21 protein-coding genes are annotated in these 24972 nt (G+C 71.4%); 1 reads left to right on the plus strand and 20 read right to left on the minus strand.

Annotated elements, in window-relative coordinates:
* Positions 1 to 14: 14 nt before the first annotated feature.
* The 8 genes from AV521_RS29045 to fmt form a co-directional block, all read right to left on the minus strand.
* On the minus strand, positions 15 to 1502 hold the full coding sequence (locus AV521_RS29045; RefSeq protein WP_076092308.1) for an amino acid permease: 1488 nt from the start codon (positions 1500 to 1502) through the stop codon (positions 15 to 17).
* Between the two features lie 366 nt (positions 1503 to 1868).
* Positions 1869 to 3311 (minus strand): GuaB1 family IMP dehydrogenase-related protein, encoded by a 1443-nt coding sequence (locus tag AV521_RS29050; RefSeq protein ID WP_076092310.1) that lies wholly within the window; start codon positions 3309 to 3311, stop codon positions 1869 to 1871.
* 132 nt (positions 3312 to 3443) lie between these two features.
* Positions 3444 to 3806, minus strand: a complete 363-nt coding sequence (locus tag AV521_RS29055; RefSeq protein ID WP_076092312.1) for a barstar family protein — start codon at positions 3804 to 3806, stop codon at positions 3444 to 3446.
* On the minus strand, positions 3803 to 4270 hold the full coding sequence (locus tag AV521_RS29060) for a ribonuclease domain-containing protein (RefSeq protein ID WP_076092422.1): 468 nt from the start codon (positions 4268 to 4270) through the stop codon (positions 3803 to 3805). Before AV521_RS29060 ends, AV521_RS29055 begins: the two co-directional genes overlap by 4 nt.
* Before the next feature lie 211 nt (positions 4271 to 4481).
* Positions 4482 to 5525 carry a sugar-binding transcriptional regulator gene (locus AV521_RS29065; protein ID WP_076092314.1) on the minus strand — a complete coding sequence of 348 codons (1044 nt, stop codon included), beginning with the start codon at positions 5523 to 5525 and terminating at the stop codon, positions 4482 to 4484.
* A 90-nt stretch (positions 5526 to 5615) separates the two neighbouring features.
* On the minus strand, positions 5616 to 6302 hold the full coding sequence (rpe, locus tag AV521_RS29070; protein WP_076092316.1) for a ribulose-phosphate 3-epimerase: 687 nt from the start codon (positions 6300 to 6302) through the stop codon (positions 5616 to 5618).
* A 156-nt stretch (positions 6303 to 6458) separates the two neighbouring features.
* The gene (locus AV521_RS29075) at positions 6459 to 7886 is read right to left on the minus strand and encodes an RsmB/NOP family class I SAM-dependent RNA methyltransferase (RefSeq protein WP_076092318.1); all 1428 of its coding nucleotides are present in this window, start codon (positions 7884 to 7886) and stop codon (positions 6459 to 6461) included.
* Positions 7887 to 7967: 81 nt separating this feature from the next.
* Positions 7968 to 8900, minus strand: a complete 933-nt coding sequence (gene fmt / locus AV521_RS29080) for a methionyl-tRNA formyltransferase (RefSeq protein ID WP_076092320.1) — start codon at positions 8898 to 8900, stop codon at positions 7968 to 7970.
* A 329-nt stretch (positions 8901 to 9229) separates the two neighbouring features.
* Between fmt and AV521_RS29085 the strand changes: the two genes are divergently transcribed.
* Positions 9230 to 9772 (plus strand): hypothetical protein, encoded by a 543-nt coding sequence (locus AV521_RS29085; RefSeq protein WP_023552118.1) that lies wholly within the window; start codon positions 9230 to 9232, stop codon positions 9770 to 9772.
* A gap of 118 nt (positions 9773 to 9890) precedes the next feature.
* Here the strand turns inward: AV521_RS29085 and AV521_RS29090 are convergent, their stop codons facing one another.
* The 12 genes from AV521_RS29090 to AV521_RS29145 all read right to left on the minus strand — a co-directional run bounded on the left by AV521_RS29090 (position 9891) and on the right by AV521_RS29145 (position 24972).
* Positions 9891 to 12050: a primosomal protein N' gene (locus AV521_RS29090; protein ID WP_076092322.1), complete on the minus strand. Its 2160-nt coding sequence runs from the start codon at positions 12048 to 12050 to the stop codon at positions 9891 to 9893.
* Positions 12051 to 12314: 264 nt separating this feature from the next.
* Positions 12315 to 13523, minus strand: a complete 1209-nt coding sequence (metK, locus tag AV521_RS29095; RefSeq protein WP_076092324.1) for a methionine adenosyltransferase — start codon at positions 13521 to 13523, stop codon at positions 12315 to 12317.
* Between the two features lie 271 nt (positions 13524 to 13794).
* Positions 13795 to 14997: a bifunctional phosphopantothenoylcysteine decarboxylase/phosphopantothenate--cysteine ligase CoaBC gene (gene coaBC / locus AV521_RS29100; RefSeq protein ID WP_076092424.1), complete on the minus strand. Its 1203-nt coding sequence runs from the start codon at positions 14995 to 14997 to the stop codon at positions 13795 to 13797.
* A 140-nt stretch (positions 14998 to 15137) separates the two neighbouring features.
* Complete coding sequence (gene rpoZ / locus AV521_RS29105; protein WP_003982715.1) at positions 15138 to 15410, minus strand: DNA-directed RNA polymerase subunit omega; 273 nt, start codon at positions 15408 to 15410, stop codon at positions 15138 to 15140.
* Between the two features lie 38 nt (positions 15411 to 15448).
* Positions 15449 to 16006 (minus strand): guanylate kinase, encoded by a 558-nt coding sequence (gene gmk / locus AV521_RS29110; RefSeq protein WP_076092326.1) that lies wholly within the window; start codon positions 16004 to 16006, stop codon positions 15449 to 15451.
* Positions 16007 to 16066: 60 nt separating this feature from the next.
* The gene (locus AV521_RS29115; RefSeq protein ID WP_003977346.1) at positions 16067 to 16390 is read right to left on the minus strand and encodes an integration host factor; all 324 of its coding nucleotides are present in this window, start codon (positions 16388 to 16390) and stop codon (positions 16067 to 16069) included.
* A gap of 268 nt (positions 16391 to 16658) precedes the next feature.
* Complete coding sequence (gene pyrF, locus AV521_RS29120; protein ID WP_076092328.1) at positions 16659 to 17504, minus strand: orotidine-5'-phosphate decarboxylase; 846 nt, start codon at positions 17502 to 17504, stop codon at positions 16659 to 16661.
* On the minus strand, positions 17501 to 18607 hold the full coding sequence (locus AV521_RS29125; RefSeq protein ID WP_076092330.1) for a quinone-dependent dihydroorotate dehydrogenase: 1107 nt from the start codon (positions 18605 to 18607) through the stop codon (positions 17501 to 17503). Before AV521_RS29125 ends, pyrF begins: the two co-directional genes overlap by 4 nt.
* 66 nt (positions 18608 to 18673) lie before the next feature.
* Entirely contained in the window at positions 18674 to 21982 is a 3309-nt protein-coding gene (gene carB, locus AV521_RS29130) for a carbamoyl-phosphate synthase large subunit (protein WP_076092332.1), read from the minus strand.
* On the minus strand, positions 21975 to 23132 hold the full coding sequence (carA, locus tag AV521_RS29135; RefSeq protein ID WP_076092334.1) for a glutamine-hydrolyzing carbamoyl-phosphate synthase small subunit: 1158 nt from the start codon (positions 23130 to 23132) through the stop codon (positions 21975 to 21977). The genes carB and carA overlap by 8 nt, the downstream gene beginning before the upstream one ends.
* On the minus strand, positions 23129 to 23689 hold the full coding sequence (locus tag AV521_RS29140) for a hypothetical protein (protein ID WP_076092336.1): 561 nt from the start codon (positions 23687 to 23689) through the stop codon (positions 23129 to 23131). Before AV521_RS29140 ends, carA begins: the two co-directional genes overlap by 4 nt.
* Positions 23686 to 24972, minus strand: a complete 1287-nt coding sequence (locus AV521_RS29145) for a dihydroorotase (RefSeq protein WP_076092338.1) — start codon at positions 24970 to 24972, stop codon at positions 23686 to 23688. Before AV521_RS29145 ends, AV521_RS29140 begins: the two co-directional genes overlap by 4 nt.

The raw sequence follows: 24972 nt of genomic DNA on the forward strand, positions 1-24972 counted from the left end.
CTTCTTCGGTTCGGTCACTTCTCTGCCGTCACGGCGAGTTCCTCACCGGTCGCGAGACGGGAACGGCGATAGCCGTATACGAAGTAGAACACGAGCCCGACAGCCATCCAGACACCGAACACGATCCACGTGACGGTCGACAGGCTGCCCATCATCCAGACGCAGAAGGCGAAGCCCAGCGCGGGCAGCACCGGCGACAGCGGGACGCGGAAGGTGCGGTTCATGTGCGGGCGCGTCCGGCGCAGCACCACGACCGCGACGTTGACCAGCGCGAAGGCGAACAGCGTGCCGATACTGGTGGCGTCCGCCAGCTGGCCCAGCGGGATGGCGGCGGCGAGGACACCGCAGAACAGGGAGACGATCACCGTGTTGGCGCGGGGCGCGCCGGTCCTCGGGTGGACCTTGGCGAAGATCTTGGGCACCAGGCCGTCGCGGGACATCGCGAACAGGATGCGGGTCTGGCCGTAGAGCACGGTCAGGACGACGCTCGCGATGGCGATGACGGCGCAGAAGGCCAGCAGGGTGCCCCAGAAGCTCTGCCCGGTGACGTCCTTCATGATCTGGGCGAGCGTGGCCTCGGAGTCGCCGAAGGTCCGCCACGGCTTGGCGCCGACGGCGACGGCCGCGACCAGTACGTACAGGGCGGTCACGATGACCAGGGACAGCATGATCGCGCGGGGCAGGTCGCGCTGGGCGTCCTTCGCCTCCTCGCCGGCCGTGGAGGCGGCGTCGAAGCCGATGTACGAGAAGAACAGCGTGGCGCCGGCGCCGCTGACGCCCGCCATGCCGAGCGGCATGAAGTTCGCGTAGTTGCCGGACTTGAAGCCCATGAAGCCGATCGCGCAGAACAGGATCAGCGCGGCGATCTTCACGCACACCATGATGGTGTTGGCCCGCGCGGACTCCTTGGCGCCGCCGAGCAGGAACACCATCGCGAGGATCACGACGATCAGGGCGGGCAGGTTGAAGATGCCGCCGTCGCCGGGCGGTGCCGCCAGGGCCGTCGGGATGGTCACGCCTATCGTGCCGTCCAGCAGCTCGTTGAGGTACTCGCCCCAGCCGACGGCCACGGCGGCCACCGAGACGCCGTACTCCAGCAGCAGACACCAGCCGCAGACCCAGGCGATCAGCTCGCCCATCGTTGCGTATGCGTACGAGTACGAGGAGCCGGAGACCGGGATGGTGCCGGCCAGCTCGGCGTAGGACAGGGCCGAGAACAGCGCGGTGAGACCGGCGATCACGAAGGACAGGGTGACGGCGGGGCCCGCCTTGGGGACGGCCTGGCCGAGGACGACGAAGATGCCGGTGCCGAGCGTGGCACCGATGCTGATCATGGTCAGCTGCCACAGCCCGAGGGAGCGCCGCAGCGAGCCTCCCTCACCCTGGCCGCCCTCCGCGACCAGGCGTTCCACGGGCTTGCGCCGCATGAGGCGCGCGGCGACACCCGGGGACACGGGGGCGGTCGCTGTGCGGTCGTGCGGGGGTGCGCCTTGGTCGAGCACGCGCTGGCTCCTTAATCCTGCCGGTCATTGCGGACGGGGACCGGTGGCAGCCCTGCGAGGGCAGGAACCCACCGAGCGGAGTCCCCGCCACGCCACGTACAGACGAGCACCCTATGAGCCAGGCCTTCACGGGCGTAATGCAGCAACCTTGCGCGTCCCCGGATGATCATTGCGTTCATCCGACCGGAATGACAAATCGTTGCGCGCGGGCTGTCGACCGTTGCACGACGACCTCGCCGCCACCTTTGTCCAGATAAGCGAGAAGGAGACTTCCGGATGTCTGAAAGCGGACGTCCGGATACACCGACGGCCCCCACCCCTCCCGACCGGGGGAGGAACAGGGGCCGCAGGACGGCGTTTCGCCGGTCAGCTCCAGCTGGCGTGCAGCGGCTTGCCCTCGGCGTAGCCGGCGGCGCTCTGGATGCCGACGACGGCCTTCTCGGCGAACTCCTCCAGCGAGCCGGCACCGGCGTAGGTGCAGGAGGAGCGGACGCCCGCGATGATCGAGTCGATCAGGTCCTCGACGCCCGGGCGGGCCGGGTCGAGGAACATGCGGGAGGTGGAGATGCCCTCCTCGAACAGGCCCTTGCGGGCGCGGTCGTAGGCGGACTCCTCGGACGTGCGGTTGGCCACCGCACGCGCGGACGCCATGCCGAACGACTCCTTGTAGGCACGCCCGTTGGCGTCGTGCTGGAGGTCGCCCGGGGACTCGTAGGTGCCCGCGAACCAGGAGCCGACCATCACGTTGGACGCGCCGGCCGCGAGGGCCATGGCCACGTCGCGCGGGTGCCGGACGCCGCCGTCGGCCCACACGTGCTTGCCGTACTTCTTCGCCTCGGCGGCGCACTCCAGGACGGCCGAGAACTGCGGCCGGCCCACGCCGGTCATCATGCGCGTGGTGCACATGGCGCCGGGGCCCACACCGACCTTGATGATGTCCGCCCCGGCGTCGATGAGGTCCTTGACGCCCTCGGCGGAGACGATGTTGCCCGCGACGATCGGCACCTGCGGGTCGAGGGCGCGCACCAGCTTGATCGCGCTGATCATCGACTCCTGGTGGCCGTGCGCGGTGTCGATGACGAGCGTGTCCACGCCCGCGTCGAGCAGCTGCTTGGCCTTGCCCGCGACGTCGCCGTTGATGCCGACCGCGGCGGCGATGCGCAGCTTGCCCTGCGCGTCGACGGCCGGGGTGTACAGCGTGGCGCGCAGGGCGCCCTTGCGGGTGAGGATGCCGGCCAGCTTGCCGTCCTTGTCGACGGCCGGGGCATAACGGCGGTTGTGCTGGTCCAGGGTATTGAAGGCCTCGCGCGGGTCGATGTCCGCGTCGAGGAGCAGCAGGTCCTTGGACATGACCACTTCGAGCTGGGTGAAGCGGTCGACACCGGTGAGGTCCGCGTCGGTGACGACGCCGACGGGCCGCTGCTCCTCGTCCACGACCACACCGGCGTTGTGCGCGCGCTTGGGCAGCAGCGCCAGGGCGTCGGCCACGGTCTGGTGCGGGGCCAGCACGATCGGCGTGTCGAGCACCAGATGGCGGCTCTTCACCCAGGAGACGACGTCCGTGACGACGTCGATGGGGATGTCCTGCGGGATGACCACCAGGCCGCCGCGGCGGGCCATGGTCTCGGCCATACGGCGGCCGGCGATGGCGGTCATGTTGGCGACGACGAGCGGGATGGTGGTGCCCGTGCCGTCCGGCGAGCTGAGGTCCACGCCCTGACGCGAGCCGACCGCTGAGCGGCTCGGCACCATGAAGACGTCGTCGTACGTCAGGTCGTACGCGGGCTGGATGTCATTGAGGAAACGCACGTGCTGCTCATCCCAGTCGTTCAGAAGTGGCCCCCGGACAGGTGTGCCAGGGGGAAAGAGCACGTACTTCATTGTCCCATGTCGGGGCCGTTGTCACGCCCCCACGGAACATCCAGGGTGAGCGCCGATCACCTAGGAGGATCCTCCAAGATGTGAATGGCCCAGGGCCAGTACGACGGCCAGCGCGGGCGTCCGGTCCACCGCCTCGGCGAACACGTCCTGGGCCGTCCGCCACTCGCCCGGGTTCGCCTCGGCGTAGGGCCGCCAGCCCCGTACGACGATGAGCATCCCCTGCTCGACGGCCCCCTCGGGCCAGACGGTGTGGTCGGAGAGGGAGTCGACCAGCGCGTCCCAGTTACGGCCGAACCAGTCGGGCAGCGCCAGCGCCCGCGCGGCACGGTCCATCAGCCCGGCCTTGTCGCCGACACCGTCGAGGTCCAGGGCGACGACGACCCGCCCCGCAAGATCTGCCGCGCCTGTCGGTTCTTCACTCATCTCAGCACCGCCCGGAACGTGTTGTAGTGATCATCGGTGTAGTAGATCTCCGCGCCCTGCCCGGTGACGATGCGCCGGGCCCCGCGATCGCGCGAGCCGGCCGTCTTGACCGTGTACTCGTGGTAGTAGCCGCGCTGGTGCTTGGGCAGCCGGCCCTCGAAGTTCCCGAAGACGACCCCGTCCTTGGCGTACGGGAAGGGCCCGCCCTTGTCGATGAGGGCAAGCGTCCTCCGGGCCTCGCCCGGCAGCTGGTCCTCCCTGACCGTGCCCATCCCATGAGCCCACGCCGGCACGGACACACGTGCACCGCCCGGGCTGGCCCCACCACCGGCTCCCGAGCCGGCCCCGGACGAACATCCCGTGAGAAGAACGGCAAGAACGACAACCAGCAACCCGGCGAGCGCCCGGGGCAGCTTCAGGGACCGTGCGGGGGTGGGGGACGGCGTGAGGGACCGTCTCGGCATACGGAGGACCAACCGTGGCAGCATGCCGACGATGCTGCCACGCCCTGCCCCGACCCGACTCACGACGGCCCGCCCGGACAGACCTCGGCTCGCCGCATCCTGCCCAGCCCGCCTCCGCTCACCGCGCCGCGCCCTTCGCCCGGCCCCTCGGCTCACCGAGCCGCGCCGCGCCCTTTGAGACGCGCCCCACGACCCCGCCGCGCGAGGCCCCTCAGATGCCGTCCGGGTCCGCTCGGCTGAGGGCCGGTTTCGGGGTCGGGCCCGCTGTCATCAGGTAGTCCGCGGCTGAGGTGTCCGTGACCAGGCTGGTGACCAGGCCGGAGCGCAGTACCGCATCGATCGCGGACGCCTTGCGCTGCCCGCCGGCGATCGCCACGACCTCCGGGACCCGGCGCAGCTGGTCGGCCTTGACCGTGATGCACCGCTCCCCGAGGTCCCGCCCGATCCGGCGCCCCTCGGCGTCGAAGAGATGCGCCGCCATCTCGGCGGCCACGCCGAGCGAGGCGTAGTGCGCCCGCTCCTCGTCGCTGAGCATGTCGTGCACCGTCGAGATGCCCGGCTCCCAGGAACCGATGGAGACACAGGCGACCGTGACCTTGTCGAAGTACTCGAAGGCCCGGGCGATCCCGGTCTGGTTGCGCAGCGCCGCCGCGGTGGCCGCGTCCGGCAGCAGCATCGGCGCATAGATCGGATGCGCGTCGCCGCCCGACACCTGGGCAGCGCGGCGCACCGCCTCGACCGAGCCGCGCTCCGAGGTCCCGGCGTCGTACACGCCCGTCAGCTGCACGACCGTGCAGGGCGGCAGCCGGTCGAGCGCCGCCGCCATGTGAATGGTGGACCGGCCCCAGGCCAGCCCCAGCACGTCCCCCTCGTCGACGAGTTCGCCGAGCAGGTCGGCCGCGACCTCGCCGAGGTTCTCGGGGTCGGGGGTCTCCTCGGCCTCGGCCGGGGACTCGACCACGACGGCGTGCCTGAGGCCGTACCGGGCGCGGAGCGCGTCCGAGCGCTCGGCGTCCAGCTCGGCCGGGACACGGATCTCGATGCGTACGAGATCCCGTTCGAGAGCCGTCTCCAGGACCCGGGCCACCTTGAAGCGGCTGACGCCGAACTCCTCCGCGATCTGGATCTTGGACTTGCCCTCGAGGTAGAAGCGGCGGGCCATGGCCGCCGCCTGCACCAGCTCAGCGGGTCCCATCCGCATGGCTGACCGGCCCGCCGACATACCCGACACGGCGATCTCCTCACTGCTGTTCACACTCTGGATTCGCCGTTCATCCTTGCAGATTCGGCGCTGCGGATCCGCCCTGATGGGGGCCGTTCACTTAACCGTTCATGTAGCCGTGGCTCAGTGGTCGCATGCCCAGGACGCCTTGGCGGTCACGGCCTCCGCCTGCGCGCGCAGGGCACGCACCGCCTCCGCCGGGTCCTGCGCCCCGTACACGGCCGAGCCTGCCACGAACACGTCCGCTCCCGCGTCCGCGCACCGCTCGATCGTCGAGGCCGAGACACCGCCGTCCACCTGGAGCCACAGCTGCAGGCCGTGCTTGCCGATCAGCTCACGGGTGCGGCGGATCTTCGGGAGCATGATGTCGAGGAACGCCTGGCCGCCGAAGCCGGGCTCGACCGTCATGATCAGCAGCATGTCGAGTTCCGGGAGCAGGTCCTCGTACGGCTCGATCGGCGTCGCCGGCTTGAGCGCCATGGAGGCACGGGCACCCTTCGCGCGGATCTCCCGGGCGAGCCGCACGGGTGCGGCGGCCGCCTCCACGTGGAAGGTGACGGAGGAGGCGCCCGCCTCGACGTACTGCGGCGCCCAGCGGTCGGGGTCCTCGATCATCAGGTGGCAGTCCAGCGGGGTGTCCGTCGCACGGGCCAGGGACTCCACGACCGGCACGCCGAGTGTGAGGTTCGGGACGAAGTGGTTGTCCATGACGTCGACATGGAGCCAGTCGGCGCCTTGGACCGCCTTGGCCTCCTCCGCGAGGCGGGCGAAGTCGGCGGACAGGATGCTGGGGTTGATCTGCACGGCCATGCCCCAAGCCTGCCATGCCGCTGCGCTTGGCTGTAACGGCGGTCCTTGCGAGGTTGTGTTTTGTCTGCGGGCCGGTGGGGGCTGGGCGCGCCCACGCGGCGGAGCCGCATGTCGGTACGGCCCCGCGTCCCTGGGTTCGCTGCCCCCAGCGGTGTCTCAGCCCGTTCTGCGGATCAAGGCCAGGTACATCGCGTCCGTGCCGTGCAGATGCGGCCAGAGCTGTACGTCCGGCCCGTCGCCGAGCGCCGGCACACCCGGCAGCAGCGGGCGGGCGTCGATCAGCTCCGCCTCCGGGCGCTGCTTGAGGACGTCGGCGACGACCGCGCGGGTCTCGGCAAGGTGCGGCGAGCAGGTCGCGTAGCCGACGATCCCGCCGGCACGCACCGAGTCGAGCGCGGTGCGCAGCAGGGTGCGCTGCAGCGGCGCGAAGTTGTCCAGGTCCTCCGGGCGCCGCCGCCAGCGGGCCTCGGGGCGCCGGCGCAGCGCGCCGAGTCCGGTGCACGGCACGTCCATGAGCACCCGGTCGAAGGTGCCGGGCCGCCACGGCGGCCGGGTTCCGTCAGCGGCGATGACCTGGTACGGCCCCGGATTGCCGGCCAGTGCCTTGGCGACCAGCCCGGCCCGGTGCGGCTGCTTCTCGGAGGCGAGCAGCGTGGCGCCCCGTGCGGCGGCGAGGGCGGCCAGCAGCGCGGCCTTGCCGCCGGGACCGGCACACCCGTCCAGCCAGGTGCGGTCGGAGCCCTCCAGGGGCGCGTTGGCGAGCGCGAGGGCGACCAGCTGGCTGCCCTCGTCCTGCACCCCGGCCCGCCCCTCGCGGACGGCGGGCACGGCACCCGGCTCACCGCCCTCGGCGAGCCGCACGGCGTACGGTGACCAGCGCCCCGGCACGGCGGCCTCCTCGCCCAGCAGCTCCTCGGTGGTGGCCCGCCCCGGCCGCGCGACCAGGGTCACCTCGGGCCGTTCGTTGTCGGCCTCCAGCAGGTCCTCGATACCGGCACGCCCGCCGCCGAGGGAGTCCCAGAGCGCGGAGACGACCCAGCGCGGATGCGAGTGGACGACGGCGAGATGGTCCTCGGGATCCTCGTCGTACGGCGGCGCGACCTTCTCCAGCCATCCGTCGAGGTCGTCCTGTGCGACCTTGCGCAGCACGGCGTTGACGAACTTGGCCCGCCCGTCGCCGAGCACCACCCGCGCCAGCTCGACGGAGGCGGACACGGCGGCGTGCGTCGGGATCCGCGTCCCCAGCAGCTGGTGCACACCGAGACTGAGCACATCCAGTACCGGCGGGTCGACCTCGCGCAGCGGCCGGTCGACACAGGCTCCGATCACGGCGTCGTACGTCCCCTGCCGGCGCAGCGTGCCGTACACCAGCTCGGTGGCGAGGGCCGCGTCCCGCGCGTCGAACTTCTCCGGTCCCTCCTTCTCGCGCGCCTTGCGCAGCAGCGGCGGCAGCACGAGGTTGGCGTACGCGTCCCGCTCGTCGACCGCGCGCAGCGCCTCGAAGGCCAGGATGCGGACGGGGTCCTTCTGCGGACGGCGGTAGGGCTTGGCGGGCCTGCGCGGCCGCCGGGACTGCTCGCTCACGAAAAAGGTGCTCCGGATGTCAGGAAGGGAGTGCGGTTCCCAGCGTACGTCGGCGCACCGTCACGGCCTCCGACCGGGCCCTCAGCCGCCGAGCGTCTCGCTCTCGGAGATACGCACGCCGCGGGCCCAATCGGCCGCCCGCATCGGCTTCTTGCCCTGTGCCTGCACCCAGAGCAGCTCTACGGCGTACGAACCGGTGCCCACGTGCACGCTGTTCTTGCCGACCGCCATCCGCCCCGGCGCGAGGTCGGTGCGCTCGGGCACGGGCGTGACCTGGACGAGCTTGAGCCGCTCGCCGCGGAAGGTGGTCCAGGCGCCGGGCGCCGGGGTGCAGCCGCGCACGACCCGGTCGACGCGCAGCGCGGGCGCGGCCCAGTCGACCTGGGCGTACTCGACGGTGATCTTCGGCGCGACGGTGATGCCCTCGGCCGGCTGCGGTACGGCCTTCAGGGAGCCGTCCTCGATGCCGTCCATGGTGGCGGCGAGCAGCCCGGCGCCGGCGAAGGCGAGCCGGGTCAGCAGATCGCCGCTGGTGTCGGTGGGCCGGATCGCCTCGGTCACGGTGCCGTAGACGGGCCCGGAGTCCAGCCCCTCCTCGATGAGGAAGGTGGAGGCGCCGGTGATCTCGTCGCCCGCCATGATGGCGTGCTGCACCGGAGCCGCCCCTCGCCAGGCGGGCAGCAGCGAGAAGTGCAGATTGACCCAGCCGTGGGCCGGGACGTCGAGGGCGGCCCTGGGCAGCAGGGCGCCGTAGGCGACGACCGGGCAGCAGTCCGGGCCGATCTCCTTCAGCCGCTCCAGGAACTCGGGGTCCCGCGGCTTGAGGGGCTTGAGCACCTCGATCCCGGCCTCCTCCGCCCGCTCTGCCACGGGCGACGCGACCAGCCTGCGCCCGCGCCCGGCCGGCGCGTCGGGCCGCGTGACGACGGCGGCCACCTCGTGCCGCCCGGAGGCGATCAGAGCGTCCAGAGCGGGAACGGCGACCTCGGGGGTACCGGCGAAGACAAGCTTCATGGGCGGGATCGGGCCTCTCGGGCGGGGGTGGACGGGCAGCGCACCAGTCTATGACCACCGGAGGCCGGCCGGGTTGTGGCCATGGACGTGTGGCCGCCGACGGCGAGGCACCCCCACGGGTTGTCCGGCCCGCGGCCGACTGGAGACCGGAGGTGCGCGGGTGGAAGAACAAACCCGGGCGCACGCCCCGGCAACCGGCGTACGCATATGCCCGTACGCCCCCACCCCGTGACCAGCGGAGCACACACGCGTTGGTCAAGAAAGAGTTGACCGCCCAGGGCCGCTTTCGCGGCCCAATTCCTTTCAACGCCGGTTCGAGAGGCTTGTTCATGGCCGACCACGCAACCCACGACGCCCAGGCCCGGGCCAGCCTGCACTTGCTGGTGCGGGACATCGAGCGGGTCCGCCGGCAGGTGGACGCACTGCGCACGCTCACCGCCCAGCTGGGAAACGTCTACCGCCCGCGCCGCTCCGGCCCGTCCACGGGCTTCGTCGTCTACGGACGCGCCCCCGCCCCGACGGTGCGCCTTGCCCAGGAACTCCGGGACAGTGTCGAAACCCTGGTCACGGCCGCCGTGGACTTCGACCGCTCACTCGGCTTCTCATGGGACGCGGTGGGCTCGGCGCTCGGGGTCACCAAGCAGGCGGTGCACCGCCGTTACGGCGCCCGCCGCGCCGCGACCCAGGCGGCCGCCGAGGCCGAGCGCACCCCGGAGCCCTCCGGGACCCGCACGCTCAATGTGCCCACCGGCCTGCCCGCGGTCCCGACGGTCCCCGCGGCCCGCTCGATGCCCACCCAGCCGACGGCGGGCAGCCCCGCCCTGCGCGACGACGCCCGTCCCACGGCTTTCCCCGGCCCACGCAACGGCTGACACCTCGGCCGGCACCTCCGCCCCGCCCTCCCGAGGACATCCGGGAGGGCGGAGACGTTCCCGGACGAAGCGACCGGAACACCACGCCGCCCGATGCCCGGTGTCCGCCGGCTCGGCCTCACCCGATGTCCACCGGATCGATCCGGACCCGCACCGCCTCCCCACTCCCCCGTGCCATACGGGCGGCCTGAGCGGCCTTCAGCGCGGCGGCCAGCGCGGCCCCGCTGCCCGGCGGCACCCGCACCAGTGCCCGGTCCCAGTGCTCGTCCGGCGGCGGCGCTCCGGGCCTGCGGGGCCGCCCGGGCGGCGTCGGCGGTACCGGCACCGGCCCCAGCACCTCCGCGTCCGGCGGCAGTTCGACCGAGGCCAGGAACTCGGCGACGGCCGCCGGTGTCCCGGACACGGCCGCCATCCGCGACACCGGTGGGAAGCCAAGCTCGGCCCGCTCGGCCAGTTCCCGTACCGCGTGCCCGACGGGGTCCCACCGCACCAGGGCCTGCACGGACCTGAGGGTCGGCTCGGCCACCACGACCACCGTGCCCCCCTCGCTCTGCGGCCGTACCAGCGCGCCCGCCGCGATCCACCGGCGCAGCGCGTCCTCTCCGGCCCGCAGGTCGGGTCGTACGAGCATGGCCCAGCCGTCTAGCAGCAGCGCCGCCGCGTAGCCGCCCTCGGCGACCGGCTCGGCCCCGGGTGTGCTGACGACCAGCGCGGGTGTGCCAGGCACCGTGTCCAGCACATGCTCCCGCCCCGAGGTGCGCACGGGGACCGCGGGGAAGGCGCGCCCCAGCTCCTCGGCCGTCCGCCGCGCCCCCACGACCTGGGCGCGCAGCCGGAATCCACCGCACTCCGGGCAGTGCCACGCGCTCTCCTCGCGCCCGCACCAGTCGCATCGGAGAACCCCCGCGTCCTGCCCCTGGAGCGGCCCGGAGCAGTGCCGGCAGCGGGCGGGCGCCCGGCACTGGGCACAGGCCATGCGGGGTGCGTAACCGCGCCGGGGCACCTGTACCAGCACGGGCCCGTGCCGCAGCCCCTCGCGGGCCGCCTGCCAGGCGAGGGTCGGCAGCCGGGCCGCGCGGGCGGCCTCGTCGCGCGCGAGGTCGTCGTCCCCGACCGTCCGGACCAGGGGCGCGGCCCGGCGCACCTGCTCCCGGCCGGCGACCAGCGGGCGGGCCCAGCCGCTCTCCACGAGCTGGGCGGCCTCCACGGTGCAGGCGAACCCGCCCAGCAGGAAGGCGCACTTGTCCAGCGCGGCGCGCAACAGCAGCACATCGCGTGCGTGCGGCTGCGGGGCGTGCTGCTCGCTGTGGCTGTCGTCGCCGTCGTCCCAGATGGCGACGAGCCCCAGATCCTGCACGGGCGCGAACATGGCGGCCCGCGTCCCGACCACGGCCCGTACGGTGCCCCGGCGCACGGCCAGCCACTGCGCGTACCGCTTCTCGGGCCCCGCGTCGGCGGTGAGCAGCGCATGCCGTCCCGTGCCGAGCAGCGCGGTGAGCGCGGCGTCGACCCGCGCGGCGACCCGCCCGTCCGGTACGACGACGAGGGCGCCGCGTCCCGAGGCGAGCGTGGCGGCGACGCAGCGGGCCAGTTCCTCGCTCCACAGCGGGCCCGGCAGCGCGTTCCAGACCGCCCTGGGCGATCCGCCGGAGGCCAGGGCGTCGAGGAACGCCCCACCGTGTTCGTACCGCCCCCAGGAGGCCGACTCCGGTGGCTTCGGCGGCGGGAGCGGCGCGGGCGACGGCCGTTGCTCGGCTCGCGCGCTGCGCGGCGGCACGGCCAGCTGGAGCACATCGGCGAGGCTTCCGGCGTACCGGTCGGCCACGGCCCGGGTGAGCCCCAGCAACTCCTCGCTCAGCACCGGCTCCGGCGAGACGACTTGGGCCAGGGCGGCCAGCGGGCCGCTGTAGTCGGACTCGGCCCGCCGCTCGACGAGGAACCCGTCGATGAGCCCGCCGCCCTCGCGGCGCCCTTCGCGCACCCGGTGCCGCCCGGCTCCGAACCGCACCCGCACCCGCACACCGGGCTGCGCCTGCGCGTCCAGTTCCTCGGGCACCGCGTAGTCGAAGTACCGGTCGAGGTGCAGCACGCCCTTGTCGACCAGCACCCGCGCGACGGGCAGTTCCCTGGCGAGCGCGGCCCCCCGCCAGGTCCTCGGCTTGGCGCGGGGCGTCTTCGCCTTGCGCACGCTCTCCCGGATGAGCGCGAGCTGCTCCGGCGGCGCCCCTTCGGCCCCGCCGTCCCCTTCTGCCCGGGACGCCCCGTTCTCGCTGCTCACGCTTGCATTCTTACCAAACGCCACTGACAGCCGACGCCTGCCCGCACATACCGGCCCACGCCCGCGTCCCGCCCTGGTCCGTTCTCCCGCCCTGGTCCGCCCTGGGCAGCGGGTCACCGGCGAGGTGATCATCACCGACTCGCATCAGGGAGGGGTCGTCAGCTCGCTCAAGGCCCGGCAGCAAGGCCCGGCCTCCCCGAAGGGAGGCCGGGCCTCGGCAACAAGTGGTCCTGGAGGACCCGTGGACTTACCAGCCCCGTGGGCTTACAGGCCCACGGCCGCGCGCAGGGCGTCCACCCGGTCGGTGCGCTCCCAGGTGAAGTCGGACAGCTCGCGGCCGAAGTGGCCGTAGGCAGCCGTCTGGGAGTAGATCGGGCGGAGCAGGTCGAGGTCGCGGATGATCGCGGCCGGACGGAGGTCGAAGACCTCGTCGATCGCCTTCTCGATCTTCTCGGCATCGACCTTGGCGGTGCCGAACGTCTCGACGAACAGGCCGACCGGCTCGGCCTTGCCGATCGCGTAGGCGACCTGGACCTCGCAGCGGGAGGCCAGGCCCGCCGCCACCACGTTCTTCGCGACCCAGCGCATCGCGTACGCGGCGCTGCGGTCCACCTTGGACGGGTCCTTGCCGGAGAACGCACCGCCGCCGTGGCGGGCCATACCGCCGTACGTGTCGATGATGATCTTGCGGCCGGTCAGGCCGGCGTCTCCCATCGGGCCGCCGATCTCGAAGCGGCCGGTCGGGTTGACCAGCAGCCGGTAGCCCTCGGTGTCCAGCTTGATGCCCTCGTCGAGCAGCGCCTTCAGTTCCGGCTCCACGACGAACTCGCGGATGTCGGGCGCCAGCAGCGACTCCAGGTCGATGTCGCTCGCGTGCTGGGAGGAGACGACCACCGTGTCGAGGCGGACGGCCTTGTCGCCGTCGTACTCGATGGTGACCTGCGTCTTGCCGTCCGGGCGCAGGTAGGGGATGGTGCCGTTCTTGCGGACCTCGGACAGGCGCTTCGACAGGCGGTGCGCCAGGAAGATCGGCAGCGGCATCAGGGTCGGCGTCTCGTCGGACGCGTAGCCGAACATCAGGCCCTGGTCGCCCGCGCCCTGCTTGTCCAGCTCGTCGTCGTCACCCTCGACCCGATTCTCGTACGCCGAGTCGACACCCTGTGCGATGTCCGGGGACTGCGCGCCGATGGACACCGACACACCGCAGGAGGCGCCGTCGAAGCCCTTCTTGGAGGAGTCGTAACCGATCTCGAGGATCTTGTTGCGGACCAGGGTCGCGATGTCCGCGTAGGCCTTGGTCGTCACTTCGCCGGCCACGTGCACCAGGCCGGTGGTGATCAACGTTTCGACGGCGACCCGGGAGGTCGGGTCCTCGCGCAGAAGCGCGTCGAGAATGGTGTCGCTGATCTGGTCAGCGATCTTGTCGGGGTGACCCTCGGTCACGGACTCCGAGGTGAACAGGCGACGGGACACAACGCTCCCTGTGGTTGCAGCGGCTGCTGGCTGATCATTTGCGGCGACGCGCGGGGCTGCGCCCGGCGTCGACCGAGAACAGTTTATCGGTCGCACTCGGCCGATGGGCCACTGTCTCGCCTCTCGGGAGCGCTGTGACCTGCGGCACGGGCATTCTGCACAATGCCGGGCGGCCTTGGCCAGGGCCGCCACACCCGATTTGATCGGTCCACGGGTCCGGCGTCAACGGGGTCTCACGGTCCGGTCGGGGACGCGCCGGGGCGCGCCCGGCTCAGCCGAACCGTCGTACGACCAAGTCCCAGACGGTGTCGGCAAGAGCCTCCTTGGGACCATACGGCACCGGTGTCTCGCTGCCGTCGGCGCCCAGCACCACGGCCTCGTTCTCCTCGGAACCGAAGGTCTTGCGCTCCCCCACCTCGTTGACGACAAGGAGGTCACAGCCCTTGCGGGCGAGCTTGGTGCGGCCGTTGGCGAGGACGTCGTCGGTCTCCGCGGCGAAGCCGACGATCACCTGGCCGGGACGCGCCCGATCGGCCGAGATCTCGGCGAGGATGTCCGGATTCCGCACCAGGGCGATCGGGTCGGGATCCTGCCCGTCCTTCTTCTTGATCTTGCCTGTGGCGTAGATCTCAGGGCGGAAGTCGGCGACGGCGGCGGCCATGACGACCGCGTCGGCGTCCGCGGCCGCCTTCAGGACGGCTTCGCGCAGTTGGACGGCCGTGCCGACCGGTACGACGTCCACGCCCGCCGGGTCGGGCAGGCCGGTGTTGGCGGCGATCAGCGTGACCCGGGCGCCACGGGCGGCGGCGGTGCGGGCGAGGGCGTAGCCCTGCTTGCCGGAGGAGCGGTTACCGAGGAAGCGGACCGGGTCGAGGGGCTCGCGGGTGCCGCCGGCGGAGACCACCACGTGCCGCCCCTTGAGATCGGGTTCGGCGACGCCCCGGGCCAGGACGCGGCGGCAGACCTCGAAGATCTCCGCCGGGTCGGGCAGCCGGCCCTTGCCGGTGTCGACGCCGGTGAGCCGGCCGACGGCGGGCTCGATGACGACGGCGCCGCGGCGGCGCAGCGTGGCCACGTTCTCCTGGGTGGCCGGGTGCTCCCACATCTCGGTGTGCATCGCGGGCGCGAAGACGACCGGGCAGCGGGCGGTCAGCAGCGTGTTGGTCAGCAGGTCGTCGGCGAGGCCGTGAGCGGCCTTGGCGAGCATGTCGGCCGTGGCGGGGGCGACGACCACCAGGTCGGCGTGCTGGCCGATGCGGACGTGCGGGACCTCGTGGACGTCGTCCCAGACCTCCGTCGAGACGGGGTTGCCGGACAGGGCGGACCAGGTGGCGGCGCCGACGAAGTGCAGCGCGGAGGCGGTGGGCACCACGTGGACGTCATGACCCGACTCCGTGAGCCTCCTCAGCAGCTCACAGGCCTTGTACGCGGCGATGCCGCCGCTGACCCCCAGGACCACCCTCGGCTTGTCCACCATCTCTCCCCGGCTCGGCAACGTACGCGACGGAACGTACGCGACGGAACGTATGAGTCCATCACACACCACAGGCCCGGCAACGTGCTGCCGGGCCTGTGGACAAGTCGATCGCAGTCTGAAAGCAGTACTGCTCAGGACTACTGGGCGGGGCCCTCGACGGCCTCGGACGTCAGCAGACCCGCGTTGATCTCACGCAGGGCGATCGAGAGCGGCTTCTCGTGGACGTGGGTGTCGACGAGCGGACCGACGTACTCGAGGAGGCCCTCGCCGAGCTGCGAGTAGTACGCGTTGATCTGACGGGCCCGCTTGGCGGCGTAGATCACGAGGCTGTACTTCGAGTCGGTGGCCTCAAGCAACTCGTCGATCGGCGGGTTGATGATGCCCTCGGGCGCGGTGATGGAAGAGGACACGCTCTACCTTCCGAAAGAGGGGAAAAGATCAGTCATGATCACACAACGTCCATCAAGGCTAGCAGCTCGCGCGCCACGTCCTCGACGGAGGTGTTGACCAAGGTCGTATCGAACTCCGGCTCGGCCGCCAGCTCGGTCCTGGCCGCCTCCAGGCGGCGCTCGATGACCTCGGGCGGCTCGGTGCCGCGGCCGGTCAGCCTGCGCACGAGCTCCTCCCAGGAGGGCGGAGCCAGGAACACCAGCTGGGCGTCGGACATCGACTCCCGCACCTGCCGGGCGCCCTGGAGGTCAATCTCCAGCAGGACCGGCTCGCCGTTCTCCAGCCGCTCCAGCACGGCCGCGCGGGGCGTGCCGTAGCGGTTGCCGGCGAACTCGGCCCACTCCAGCAGCTCACCGTTGGCGATCAGCTTGTCCATCTCCTCGTCGGTGACGAAGAAGTAGTGGACTCCGTGCCGCTCGCCGGGGCGCGGCTTGCGGGTGGTGGCCGACACCGAGAGCCAGACCTCGGGGTGTTCCTTGCGCATATGGGCGACGACCGTGCTCTTGCCGACCCCCGAGGGGCCGGAGAGCACGGTCAGCCGCGGACGTTCACTCATGCAGCGATTATTCCAGCAATCCCGGAGTGCCCGGGACGCCCGGTCCGGCTGGGCCCGGACTCAGGAGCCGGTGCTGCCGAACTCACGCTCCAGGGAAGCGATCTGGTTGGAACCGAGACCGCGCACGCGGCGGCTCTCGGAGATGCCCAGACGCTCCATGATCTGCTTGGCGCGGACCTTGCCCACGCCCGGCAGGGACTCGAGCAGGGCGGAGACCTTCATCTTGCCGATGACGTCGTTCTCCTGGCCCTGCTTGATGACCTCGTGCAGGGAGGCGCCGGAGTGCTTGAGTCGATTCTTGACCTCGGCCCGCTCCCGGCGAGCCGCGGCGGCCTTTTCGAGCGCGGCTGCGCGCTGTTCGGGGGTAAGGGGCGGAAGAGCCACGCCTACGTCACCTCGGATGTCGAACTGTCGGATACGGACCGGTGAGGAACCTAGTCGCCCCACACCTGGGGAGCTACGAGCAACACGCTTCGCCCGTTCACTCTGCTCGGAGACTAGCGGTCAAGTCCGCCAGAGTCAGCGAGAACAGCGGAAAAGTCCTGGTCAGCCTCCGCCAGGCCGGACATTTCAGACATAATGCCCCCGATTTGAGGATGTATTCACACTCAAATCGCCGGGCCGCCGCTCGCCAGGGCGTTCATCGGAGGACTCAGGCACCCCGGACGGCGACCTGGATCTCCTCCGCGAAGCGCTCGGCGGACGCGCGCAGCGCCCCGGTGTCCGGGCCGTGCCGGAGCACACCCCTGCTGACGTTCGGAACGACGTTGCGCAGTGCCGGTCCGAAGACCTTCGGAAGGTCGGCCGGGGTCGCGCCCTGCGCGCCGACGCCGGGCGCGAGGAGCGGGCCGTTGATGGAGAGGTCGTAGGACGACAGGTCGCCGACCGTGGCGCCGACGACGGCGCCGAAGGAGCCCAGCGGCTCCTCCCCCGCGTTCTCGACGGCCAGGTGGGCGAGCATGGTCGCGGCCACGGTGCGGCCGTCGGCGCGGACCGCGTGCTGGACCTCGGGCCCTTCCGGGTTGGAGGTCAGCGCCAGCACGAACAGGCCGGCGCCGCTCTCCCGGGCCAGCGCGACGGCCGGGCTGAGCGAGCCGTAGCCGAGGTACGGCGAGACGGTCAGGGCGTCGGAGAACAGCGGGGCGTCCTTGTGCAGGTAGGCCTCGGCGTACCCGGCCATGGTCGAGCCGATGTCGCCGCGCTTGGCGTCCATCACGACGAGGGTGCCGGCCGCGCGCGCCTCCTGGACGACCTTCTCCAGGACGGCGACACCGCGGGAGCCGAAGCGCTCGAAGAAGGCGCTCTGCGGCTTCATCACGGCAACCCGGTCGGCCACCGCCTCGACGACCGTACGGCCGAACCGCTCCAGACCGGTCACGTCGTCGTTCAGGCCCCACTCGGCGAGCAGGGAGGCGTGCGGGTCGATGCCGACGCACAGCGGGCCGCGCTCGTCCATGGCGCGGCGCAGGCGGGCACCGAAGGGCTCGTAGGACGTCATGCGGGCTTCCTCACGTCGGCGCCGACCGCGTCGGCGAGGGTGGCGTACGGGCTGGTGCGCAGGCGGGCGGCGAGGCCCTTGTGGATCGCGCGGGACCAGAAGGGGCCCTCGTAGATGAAGGCGCTGTAGCCCTGGACCAGCGTGGCGCCGGCCAGGATGCGCTGCCAGGCGTCCTCGGCGGTCTCGATGCCGCCGACGCCGACGAGCGTGATCCGGTCGCCCACGCGCGCGTACAGGCGGCGCAGGACCTCCAGGGAGCGTGCCCTGAGCGGGGCGCCGGACAGGCCGCCGGTCTCCTTCACCAGGGAGGCTTCGGAGGTCAGACCGAGACCGTCGCGGGCGATGGTGGTGTTGGTCGCGATGATGCCGTCCAGGCTCAGCTCCACGGCCAGGTCGGCGACGGCGTCGATGTCCTCGTCGGCGAGGTCAGGGGCGATCTTCACCAGGAGCGGGACGCGCCGGTTCGCGACCGTACGGTCGGCGGCCTCGCGCACGGCGGTCAGCAGCGGGCGCAGCGCCTCGGTGGCCTGCAGATCGCGCAGACCGGGCGTGTTCGGCGAGGAGACGTTGACGACCAGGTAGTCGGCGTACGGCGCGAGGCGCTCGGTCGACTTCACGTAGTCGACCACGGCCTCCGCCTCGGGGACGACCTTCGTCTTGCCGATGTTGACGCCCACGACCGTCCTGAAGACCGGCCGGCGCGTGGCGAGACGGGCCGCCACGGCCAGCGAGCCGTCGTTGTTGAAGCCCATGCGGTTGATCAGCGCGCGGTCCGCGACGAGACGGAACAGCCGCTTCTTGGGGTTGCCGGGCTGCGGCTCGCCGGTGACCGTGCCGATCTCGACGTGGTCGAAGCCCAGCATCGACATGCCGTCGATCGCGACGGCGTTCTTGTCGAATCCGGCGGCGAGCCCGAAGGGGCCGTGCATGCGCAGCCCGAACGCCTCCGTGCGCAGCTCCTTGTAGCGGGGCGCGAGGGCGGCCGCGACGAAGGTGCGCAGCACGGGGATGCGGACGGCGAAGCGGATCCAGCGGAAGGCCAGGTGGTGGGCCTGCTCGGGATCCATCCGGGTGAAAACCAGACGGAAGAACAGTTTGTACATCTCGGGAAAGTCCTCAGGGTCCTCATACAGAGGGGGACACCGTTTCCGGTGTCCCCCTCAGGGCTGCTAGTCGCGGGCCGCGGTCAGGTGTTCCGCGTGTTCCTGGAGCGAACGGACGCCTACGTCACCGTGGTTGAGGGCGTCGATGCCCTGAACCGCCGCGGCGAGCGCCTGGACCGTGGTCAGGCACGGCACGGAGCGGGCCACCGCGGCCGTACGGATGTCATAGCCGTCGAGGCGGCCGCCGGTGCCGTACGGCGTGTTGACGATGAGGTCGACCTCGCCGTCGTGGATCAGCTGGACGATGGTCCGCTCGCCGTTCGGGCCGGTGCCCTCGGACTGCTTGCGCACGACGGTGGCGTTGATGCCGTTGCGCTTGAGGACCTCGGCGGTGCCGGAGGTGGCGAGCAGCTCGAAGCCGTGCGCGACCAGCTCGCGCGCCGGGAAGATCATCGAGCGCTTGTCGCGGTTGGCGACCGAGATGAACGCGCGGCCCTTGGTGGGCAGCGGGCCGTAGGCGCCGGCCTGCGACTTGGCGTACGCCGTGCCGAAGACGGAGTCGATGCCCATGACCTCGCCCGTGGAGCGCATCTCCGGGCCGAGGACGGTGTCCACGCCGCGGCCCTGCACGTCGCGGAAGCGCGACCATGGCATCACGGCCTCCTTGACGGAGATCGGCGCGTCGAGCGGCAGCTCGCCGCCGTCGCCGTTCTTCGGCAGCAGGCCTTCCGTGCGCAGCTCGGCGATGGTCGCGCCCAGCGAGATCCGGGCGGCGGCCTTGGCGAGCGGCACCGCGGTCGCCTTCGAGGTGAAGGGCACGGTGCGGGAGGCGCGCGGGTTGGCCTCAAGGACGTAGAGGATGTCGCCGGCCATGGCGAACTGGATGTTGATCAGTCCGCGCACCCCGACGCCCTTGGCGATGGCCTCCGTCGAGGCGCGGAGCCGCTTGATGTCGAAGCCGCCGAGGGTGATCGGAGGCAGGGCGCAGGCCGAGTCGCCGGAGTGGATGCCGGCTTCCTCGATGTGCTCCATCACGCCGCCGAGGTAGAGCTCCTCGCCGTCGTAGAGCGCGTCGACGTCGATCTCGATCGCGTCGTCCAGGAAGCGGTCGACGAGGACCGGCCGGGAGGGGCTGATCTCGGTCGACTCGGCGATGTAGGCGGCGAGGCGGGTCTCGTCGTAGACGATCTCCATGCCGCGCCCGCCGAGCACGTACGACGGCCGGACCAGGACCGGGTAGCCGATCTCGTCGGCGATGGCCTTGGCCTCGTCGAAGGTGGTGGCCGTGCCGTGCTTCGGCGCCGGGAGGCCCGCCTCGGCGAGGACCCGCCCGAACGCGCCCCGGTCCTCGGCCGCGTGGATGGCCTCGGGGGACGTGCCGACGACCGGCACGCCGTTGTCCTTCAGGGCCTGGGACAGGCCGAGCGGGGTCTGGCCGCCCAGCTGCACGATGACGCCCGCGACCGGCCCGGCCTGCTGCTCGGCGTGGACGATCTCCAGCACGTCCTCCAGCGTCAGCGGCTCGAAGTAGAGCCGGTCGGAGGTGTCGTAGTCGGTGGAGACGGTCTCCGGGTTGCAGTTGACCATCACGGTCTCGTAGCCCGCGTCGCTCAGCGCGAAGGAGGCGTGGACACAGGAGTAGTCGAACTCGATGCCCTGGCCGATGCGGTTCGGGCCGGAGCCCAGGATGATGACGGCCGGCTTCTCGCGGGTCGCGACCTCGGACTCCTCGTCGTAGGCCGAGTAGAAGTACGGCGTCTTCGCGGCGAACTCGGCGGCGCAGGTGTCGACCGTCTTGTAGACGGGCCGGATGCCGAGGGCGTGCCGGACCTCGCGGACGACGTCCTCGCGCAGGCCGCGGATCTCACCGATCTGCTGGTCGGAGAAGCCGTGCCGCTTGGCCTCGGCGAGCAGCTCGGCGGTCAGCTCCGGCGCCTCGGCCAGCTCGTCCGCGATCTCCTTGATCAGGAAGAGCTGGTCCACGAACCACGGGTCGATCTTCGTGTACTCGAAGACCTCCTCGGGCGTGGCGCCCGCGCGGATGGCCTGCATGACCGTGTTGATCCGGCCGTCGGTGGGGCGCCGGGACTCCTCAAGGAGCAGCGCCTTGTCACCGGGCACACCGGTGAACGAGAACTGGCTGCCCTTCTTCTCCAGCGAGCGCAGCGCCTTCTGGAAGGCCTCGGGGAAGTTGCGGCCGATGGCCATGGCCTCGCCGACCGACTTCATGGTGGTGGTCAGCGTGGAGTCGGCCTGCGGGAACTTCTCGAACGCGAATCGCGGGGCCTTGACGACCACGTAGTCGAGCGTGGGCTCGAAGGAGGCCGGGGTCTCCCGTGTGATGTCGTTCGGGATTTCGTCCAGGGTGTAGCCGACGGCGAGCTTGGCGGCGATCTTCGCGATCGGGAAACCGGTCGCCTTGGAGGCGAGCGCCGAGGACCGCGAGACGCGCGGGTTCATCTCGATGACGATCACGCGGCCGTCCTCGGGGTTCACCGCGAACTGGATGTTGCAGCCGCCGGTGTCGACGCCGACCTCGCGGATCACGGCGATGCCGATGTCGCGCAGGATCTGGTACTCGCGGTCGGTCAGCGTCATCGCGGGCGCGACGGTGATCGAGTCACCGGTGTGCACGCCCATCGGATCGAAGTTCTCGATGGAGCAGACGACCACGACGTTGTCGTGCTTGTCGCGCATCAGCTCCAGCTCGTACTCCTTCCAGCCGAGGATGGACTCCTCAAGGAGCACCTCCGTGGTCGGCGAGAGCGTGAGGCCCTGCCCGGCGATGCGGCGCAGTTCCTCCTCGTCGTGCGCGAAGCCGGAGCCGGCGCCGCCCATGGTGAAGGACGGGCGGACGACGACCGGGTAGCCGCCGAGCTGCTCTACGCCCTTGAGGACGTCGTCCATGGAGTGGCAGATCACCGAGCGGGCGGACTCGCCGTGCCCGATCTTGGCGTTGACGGCCTCGACCACGGCCTTGAACTGGTCGCGGTCCTCGCCCTTGTGGATCGCCTCGGGCTTGGCGCCGATCAGCTCGACGCCGTACTTCTCCAGGACACCGTTCTCGTGCAGCGAGATCGCGGTGTTCAGGGCCGTCTGGCCGCCCAGGGTGGGCAGCAGGGTGTCGGGGCGTTCCTTGGCGATGATCTTCTCGACGAACTCCGGGGTGATCGGCTCGACGTACGTGGCGTCGGCGATCTCCGGGTCGGTCATGATCGTCGCCGGGTTGGAGTTGACGAGGATCACGCGCAGGCCCTCGGCGCGCAGGATGCGGCACGCCTGGGTGCCGGAGTAGTCGAACTCGGCGGCCTGGCCGATGACGATCGGGCCGGAGCCGATGACCAGGACGGACTGGATATCGGTGCGCTTAGGCACGCTGGCCCTCCATCAGGGATACGAAGCGGTCGAACAGGTAGGCGGCGTCGTGCGGGCCCGCTGCCGCTTCGGGGTGGTACTGGACGGAGAAGGCCGGCTGGTCGAGCAGCTGCAGCCCCTCCACGACGTCGTCGTTCAGGCAGACGTGCGAGACCTCGGCACGGCCGAACTTCGTCTCGCTGACCTGGTCGAGCGGCGCGTCCACGGCGAAGCCGTGGTTGTGCGCGGTGACCTCGACCTTGCCGGTCGTACGGTCCTGGACCGGCTGGTTGATGCCCCGGTGGCCGTACTTCAGCTTGTAGGTGCCGAAGCCGAGGGCGCGGCCGAGGATCTGGTTGCCGAAGCAGATGCCGAACAGCGGCGTCCTGCGCTCCAGCACGGCGGTCATCAGGGCGACCGGGCCGTCGGCGGTGGCCGGGTCACCCGGGCCGTTGGAGAAGAACACGCCGTCCGGGCCGACGGCGTAGATGTCGTCGGCCGTGGCGGTGGCGGGCAGGACGTGCACCTCGATGCCGCGCTCGGCCATACGGTGCGGGGTCATGCCCTTGATGCCGAGGTCGATCGCGGCGACCGTGAACCTCTTCTCACCGATCGCGGGGACGACGTACGCCTCCTGGGTCGCGACCTCCTCGTACAGGCTCAGGCCCTTCATGCGGGGCTGGGCCTGCACACGCTCCAGCAGCTCGCCCTCTGCGGCGATCGCCTCGCCGGAGAAGACCCCGGCGCGCATCGAGCCGCGCTCGCGCAGATGGCGGGTGAGGGCGCGGGTGTCGATCCCGGAGATGCCGACCACGCCCTGCGCCACCAGCTCGTCGTCCAGGGAGCGCTTGGCGCGCCAGTTGGACGGCACGCGCGCGGGGTCGCGCACGACGTAACCGGAGACCCAGATGCGGCTCGACTCGTCGTCCTCGTCGTTCCAGCCCGTGTTGCCGATCTGCGGGGCAGTCGCGACGACGATCTGCCGGTCGTACGACGGGTCGGTCAGCGTTTCCTGGTAGCCGGTCATACCGGTGGAGAACACGGCCTCGCCGAAGGTCTCCCCCACGGCCCCGTAGGCACGGCCGCGGAAGATGCGACCGTCCTCCAGGACGAGTACGGCGGGAAGCGCCTTGTTCCTCGAAGAGGAGCTTCCCCTGGTGGAGGTCGTCATCGTGCGCCTTCCGTGTCGTTGATCATCTGGTTCAGGGTGTCGACCCACTCGGTGTGCTCGGCCGCGTGGTCGGAGCGGAAGCCGGAGTCGATCAGCTTGTCGCCGAGCGCCCAGGTCACCACCAGCAGGCCGCCCTCGGCGAGGACCTTGCCGGCGATGCCCTTGTCCAGCCGGGCCCCGCGCAGCGCGGCGGTGGGGACGAAGAAGTCGCTCGCTCCGGGGCGCTCGACTTCCAGACCCGCGTCCGTCAGGGTGAGCTCGGCCCGGCTGCGGGTGCCCAGGCCGTGGGCCACGATGCGGTCCAGCCACTGCCCCGCGGTGGTCGAGCCGTGGTAGCGGCCGCTCAGCTCAAGTTTCGCCGGGCCGGTCTCCTCCGGCGCGCTGGACGGGGCGGGCAGGTCACTCTGCAGGGTGCCGCGCCACTTCCAGCCCTCGCGCATCAGCCAGTAGACGAGCGCGATGAAGAGCACGAGTCCGACGAGCCAGCCGATACGCGCCGGCCAGTCGGTGACCGCGGCCGACTTCTTGGCCTCGGCCAGCAGGATTACAGGTGTCACGTGAGCTTCCCGTCGACGAGCGTGGCCTTGCCCCGCAGCCACGTGTGCGTCACACGGCCCGGCAGCGCACGCCCCTCGTACGGGGTGTTGCGGCTGCGCGAGGCGAAGCCCGCGGGGTCCACCTGGCCACGGTATTCCGTGTCGACCAGGGTGAGGTTGGCAGGCTCACCGGCCGAGACGGGACGGCCGTGCCCGGTGGCCTGTCCGATCTGCGCGGGCTTGACGGACATCCGGTCGGCGACGCCGGCCCAGTCCAGCAGGCCCGTGTCGACCATGGTCTCCTGCACCACTGACAACGCGGTCTCCAGCCCCACCATCCCCATGGCGGCCGCGGCCCACTCGCAGTCCTTGTCCTCGTGCGGGTGCGGGGCGTGGTCGGTGGCGACGATGTCGATCGTGCCGTCGGCGAGCGCCTCGCGCAGGGCGTGCACGTCCCGCTCGGTGCGCAGCGGCGGGTTGACCTTGTAGACGGGGTTGTAGGTGCGCACCAGCTCGTCGGTGAGGAGCAGGTGGTGCGGGGTGACCTCGGCGGTGACGGCGATACCGCGGGACTTGGCCCAGCGGACGATCTCCACGGAGCCGGCGGTCGACAGGTGGCAGATGTGGACGCGGGAGCCGACGTGCTCGGCGAGCAGCACGTCCCGCGCGATGATCGACTCCTCGGCGACGGCCGGCCAGCCGCCCAGACCCAGCTCGGCGGAGACGACGCCCTCGTTCATCTGGGCGCCCTCGGTCAGCCGCGGCTCCTGCGCGTGCTGGGCGACGACTCCGCCGAAGGCCTTCACGTACTCCAGCGCGCGGCGCATGATCACCGCGTCGTCCACGCACTTGCCGTCGTCGGAGAAGACGGTGACCCCGGCGGCCGACTCGTGCATGGCGCCCAGCTCGGCGAGCTTCCTGCCCTCCAGGCCCACGGTGACGGCGCCGATGGGCTGCACATCGCAGTAGCCGTGCTCCTGGCCCAGCCGGTAGACCTGCTCGACCACACCGGCGGTGTCGGCGACCGGGAAGGTGTTGGCCATGGCGAACACGGCGGTGTAGCCGCCGGACGCGGCCGCGCGGGTGCCGGTCAGGACCGTCTCGGAGTCCTCGCGGCCCGGCTCGCGCAGGTGGGTGTGCAGGTCGACCAGGCCTGGCAGCAGCACCTTCCCGCCGGCCTCCACGACCTCGGCGCCCTCGGCCGACAGGCCGCTGCCGACCGCCTCGATGACCTCGCCGTCGATCAGCACGTCCTGCGGCTGGCCGCCGAGCACCTTCGCACCACGGATCAGGATCTTGCTCAT

It is taken from the genome of Streptomyces sp. IMTB 2501 (assembly GCF_001953885.1).
GTDB lineage: Bacteria > Actinomycetota > Actinomycetes > Streptomycetales > Streptomycetaceae > Streptomyces.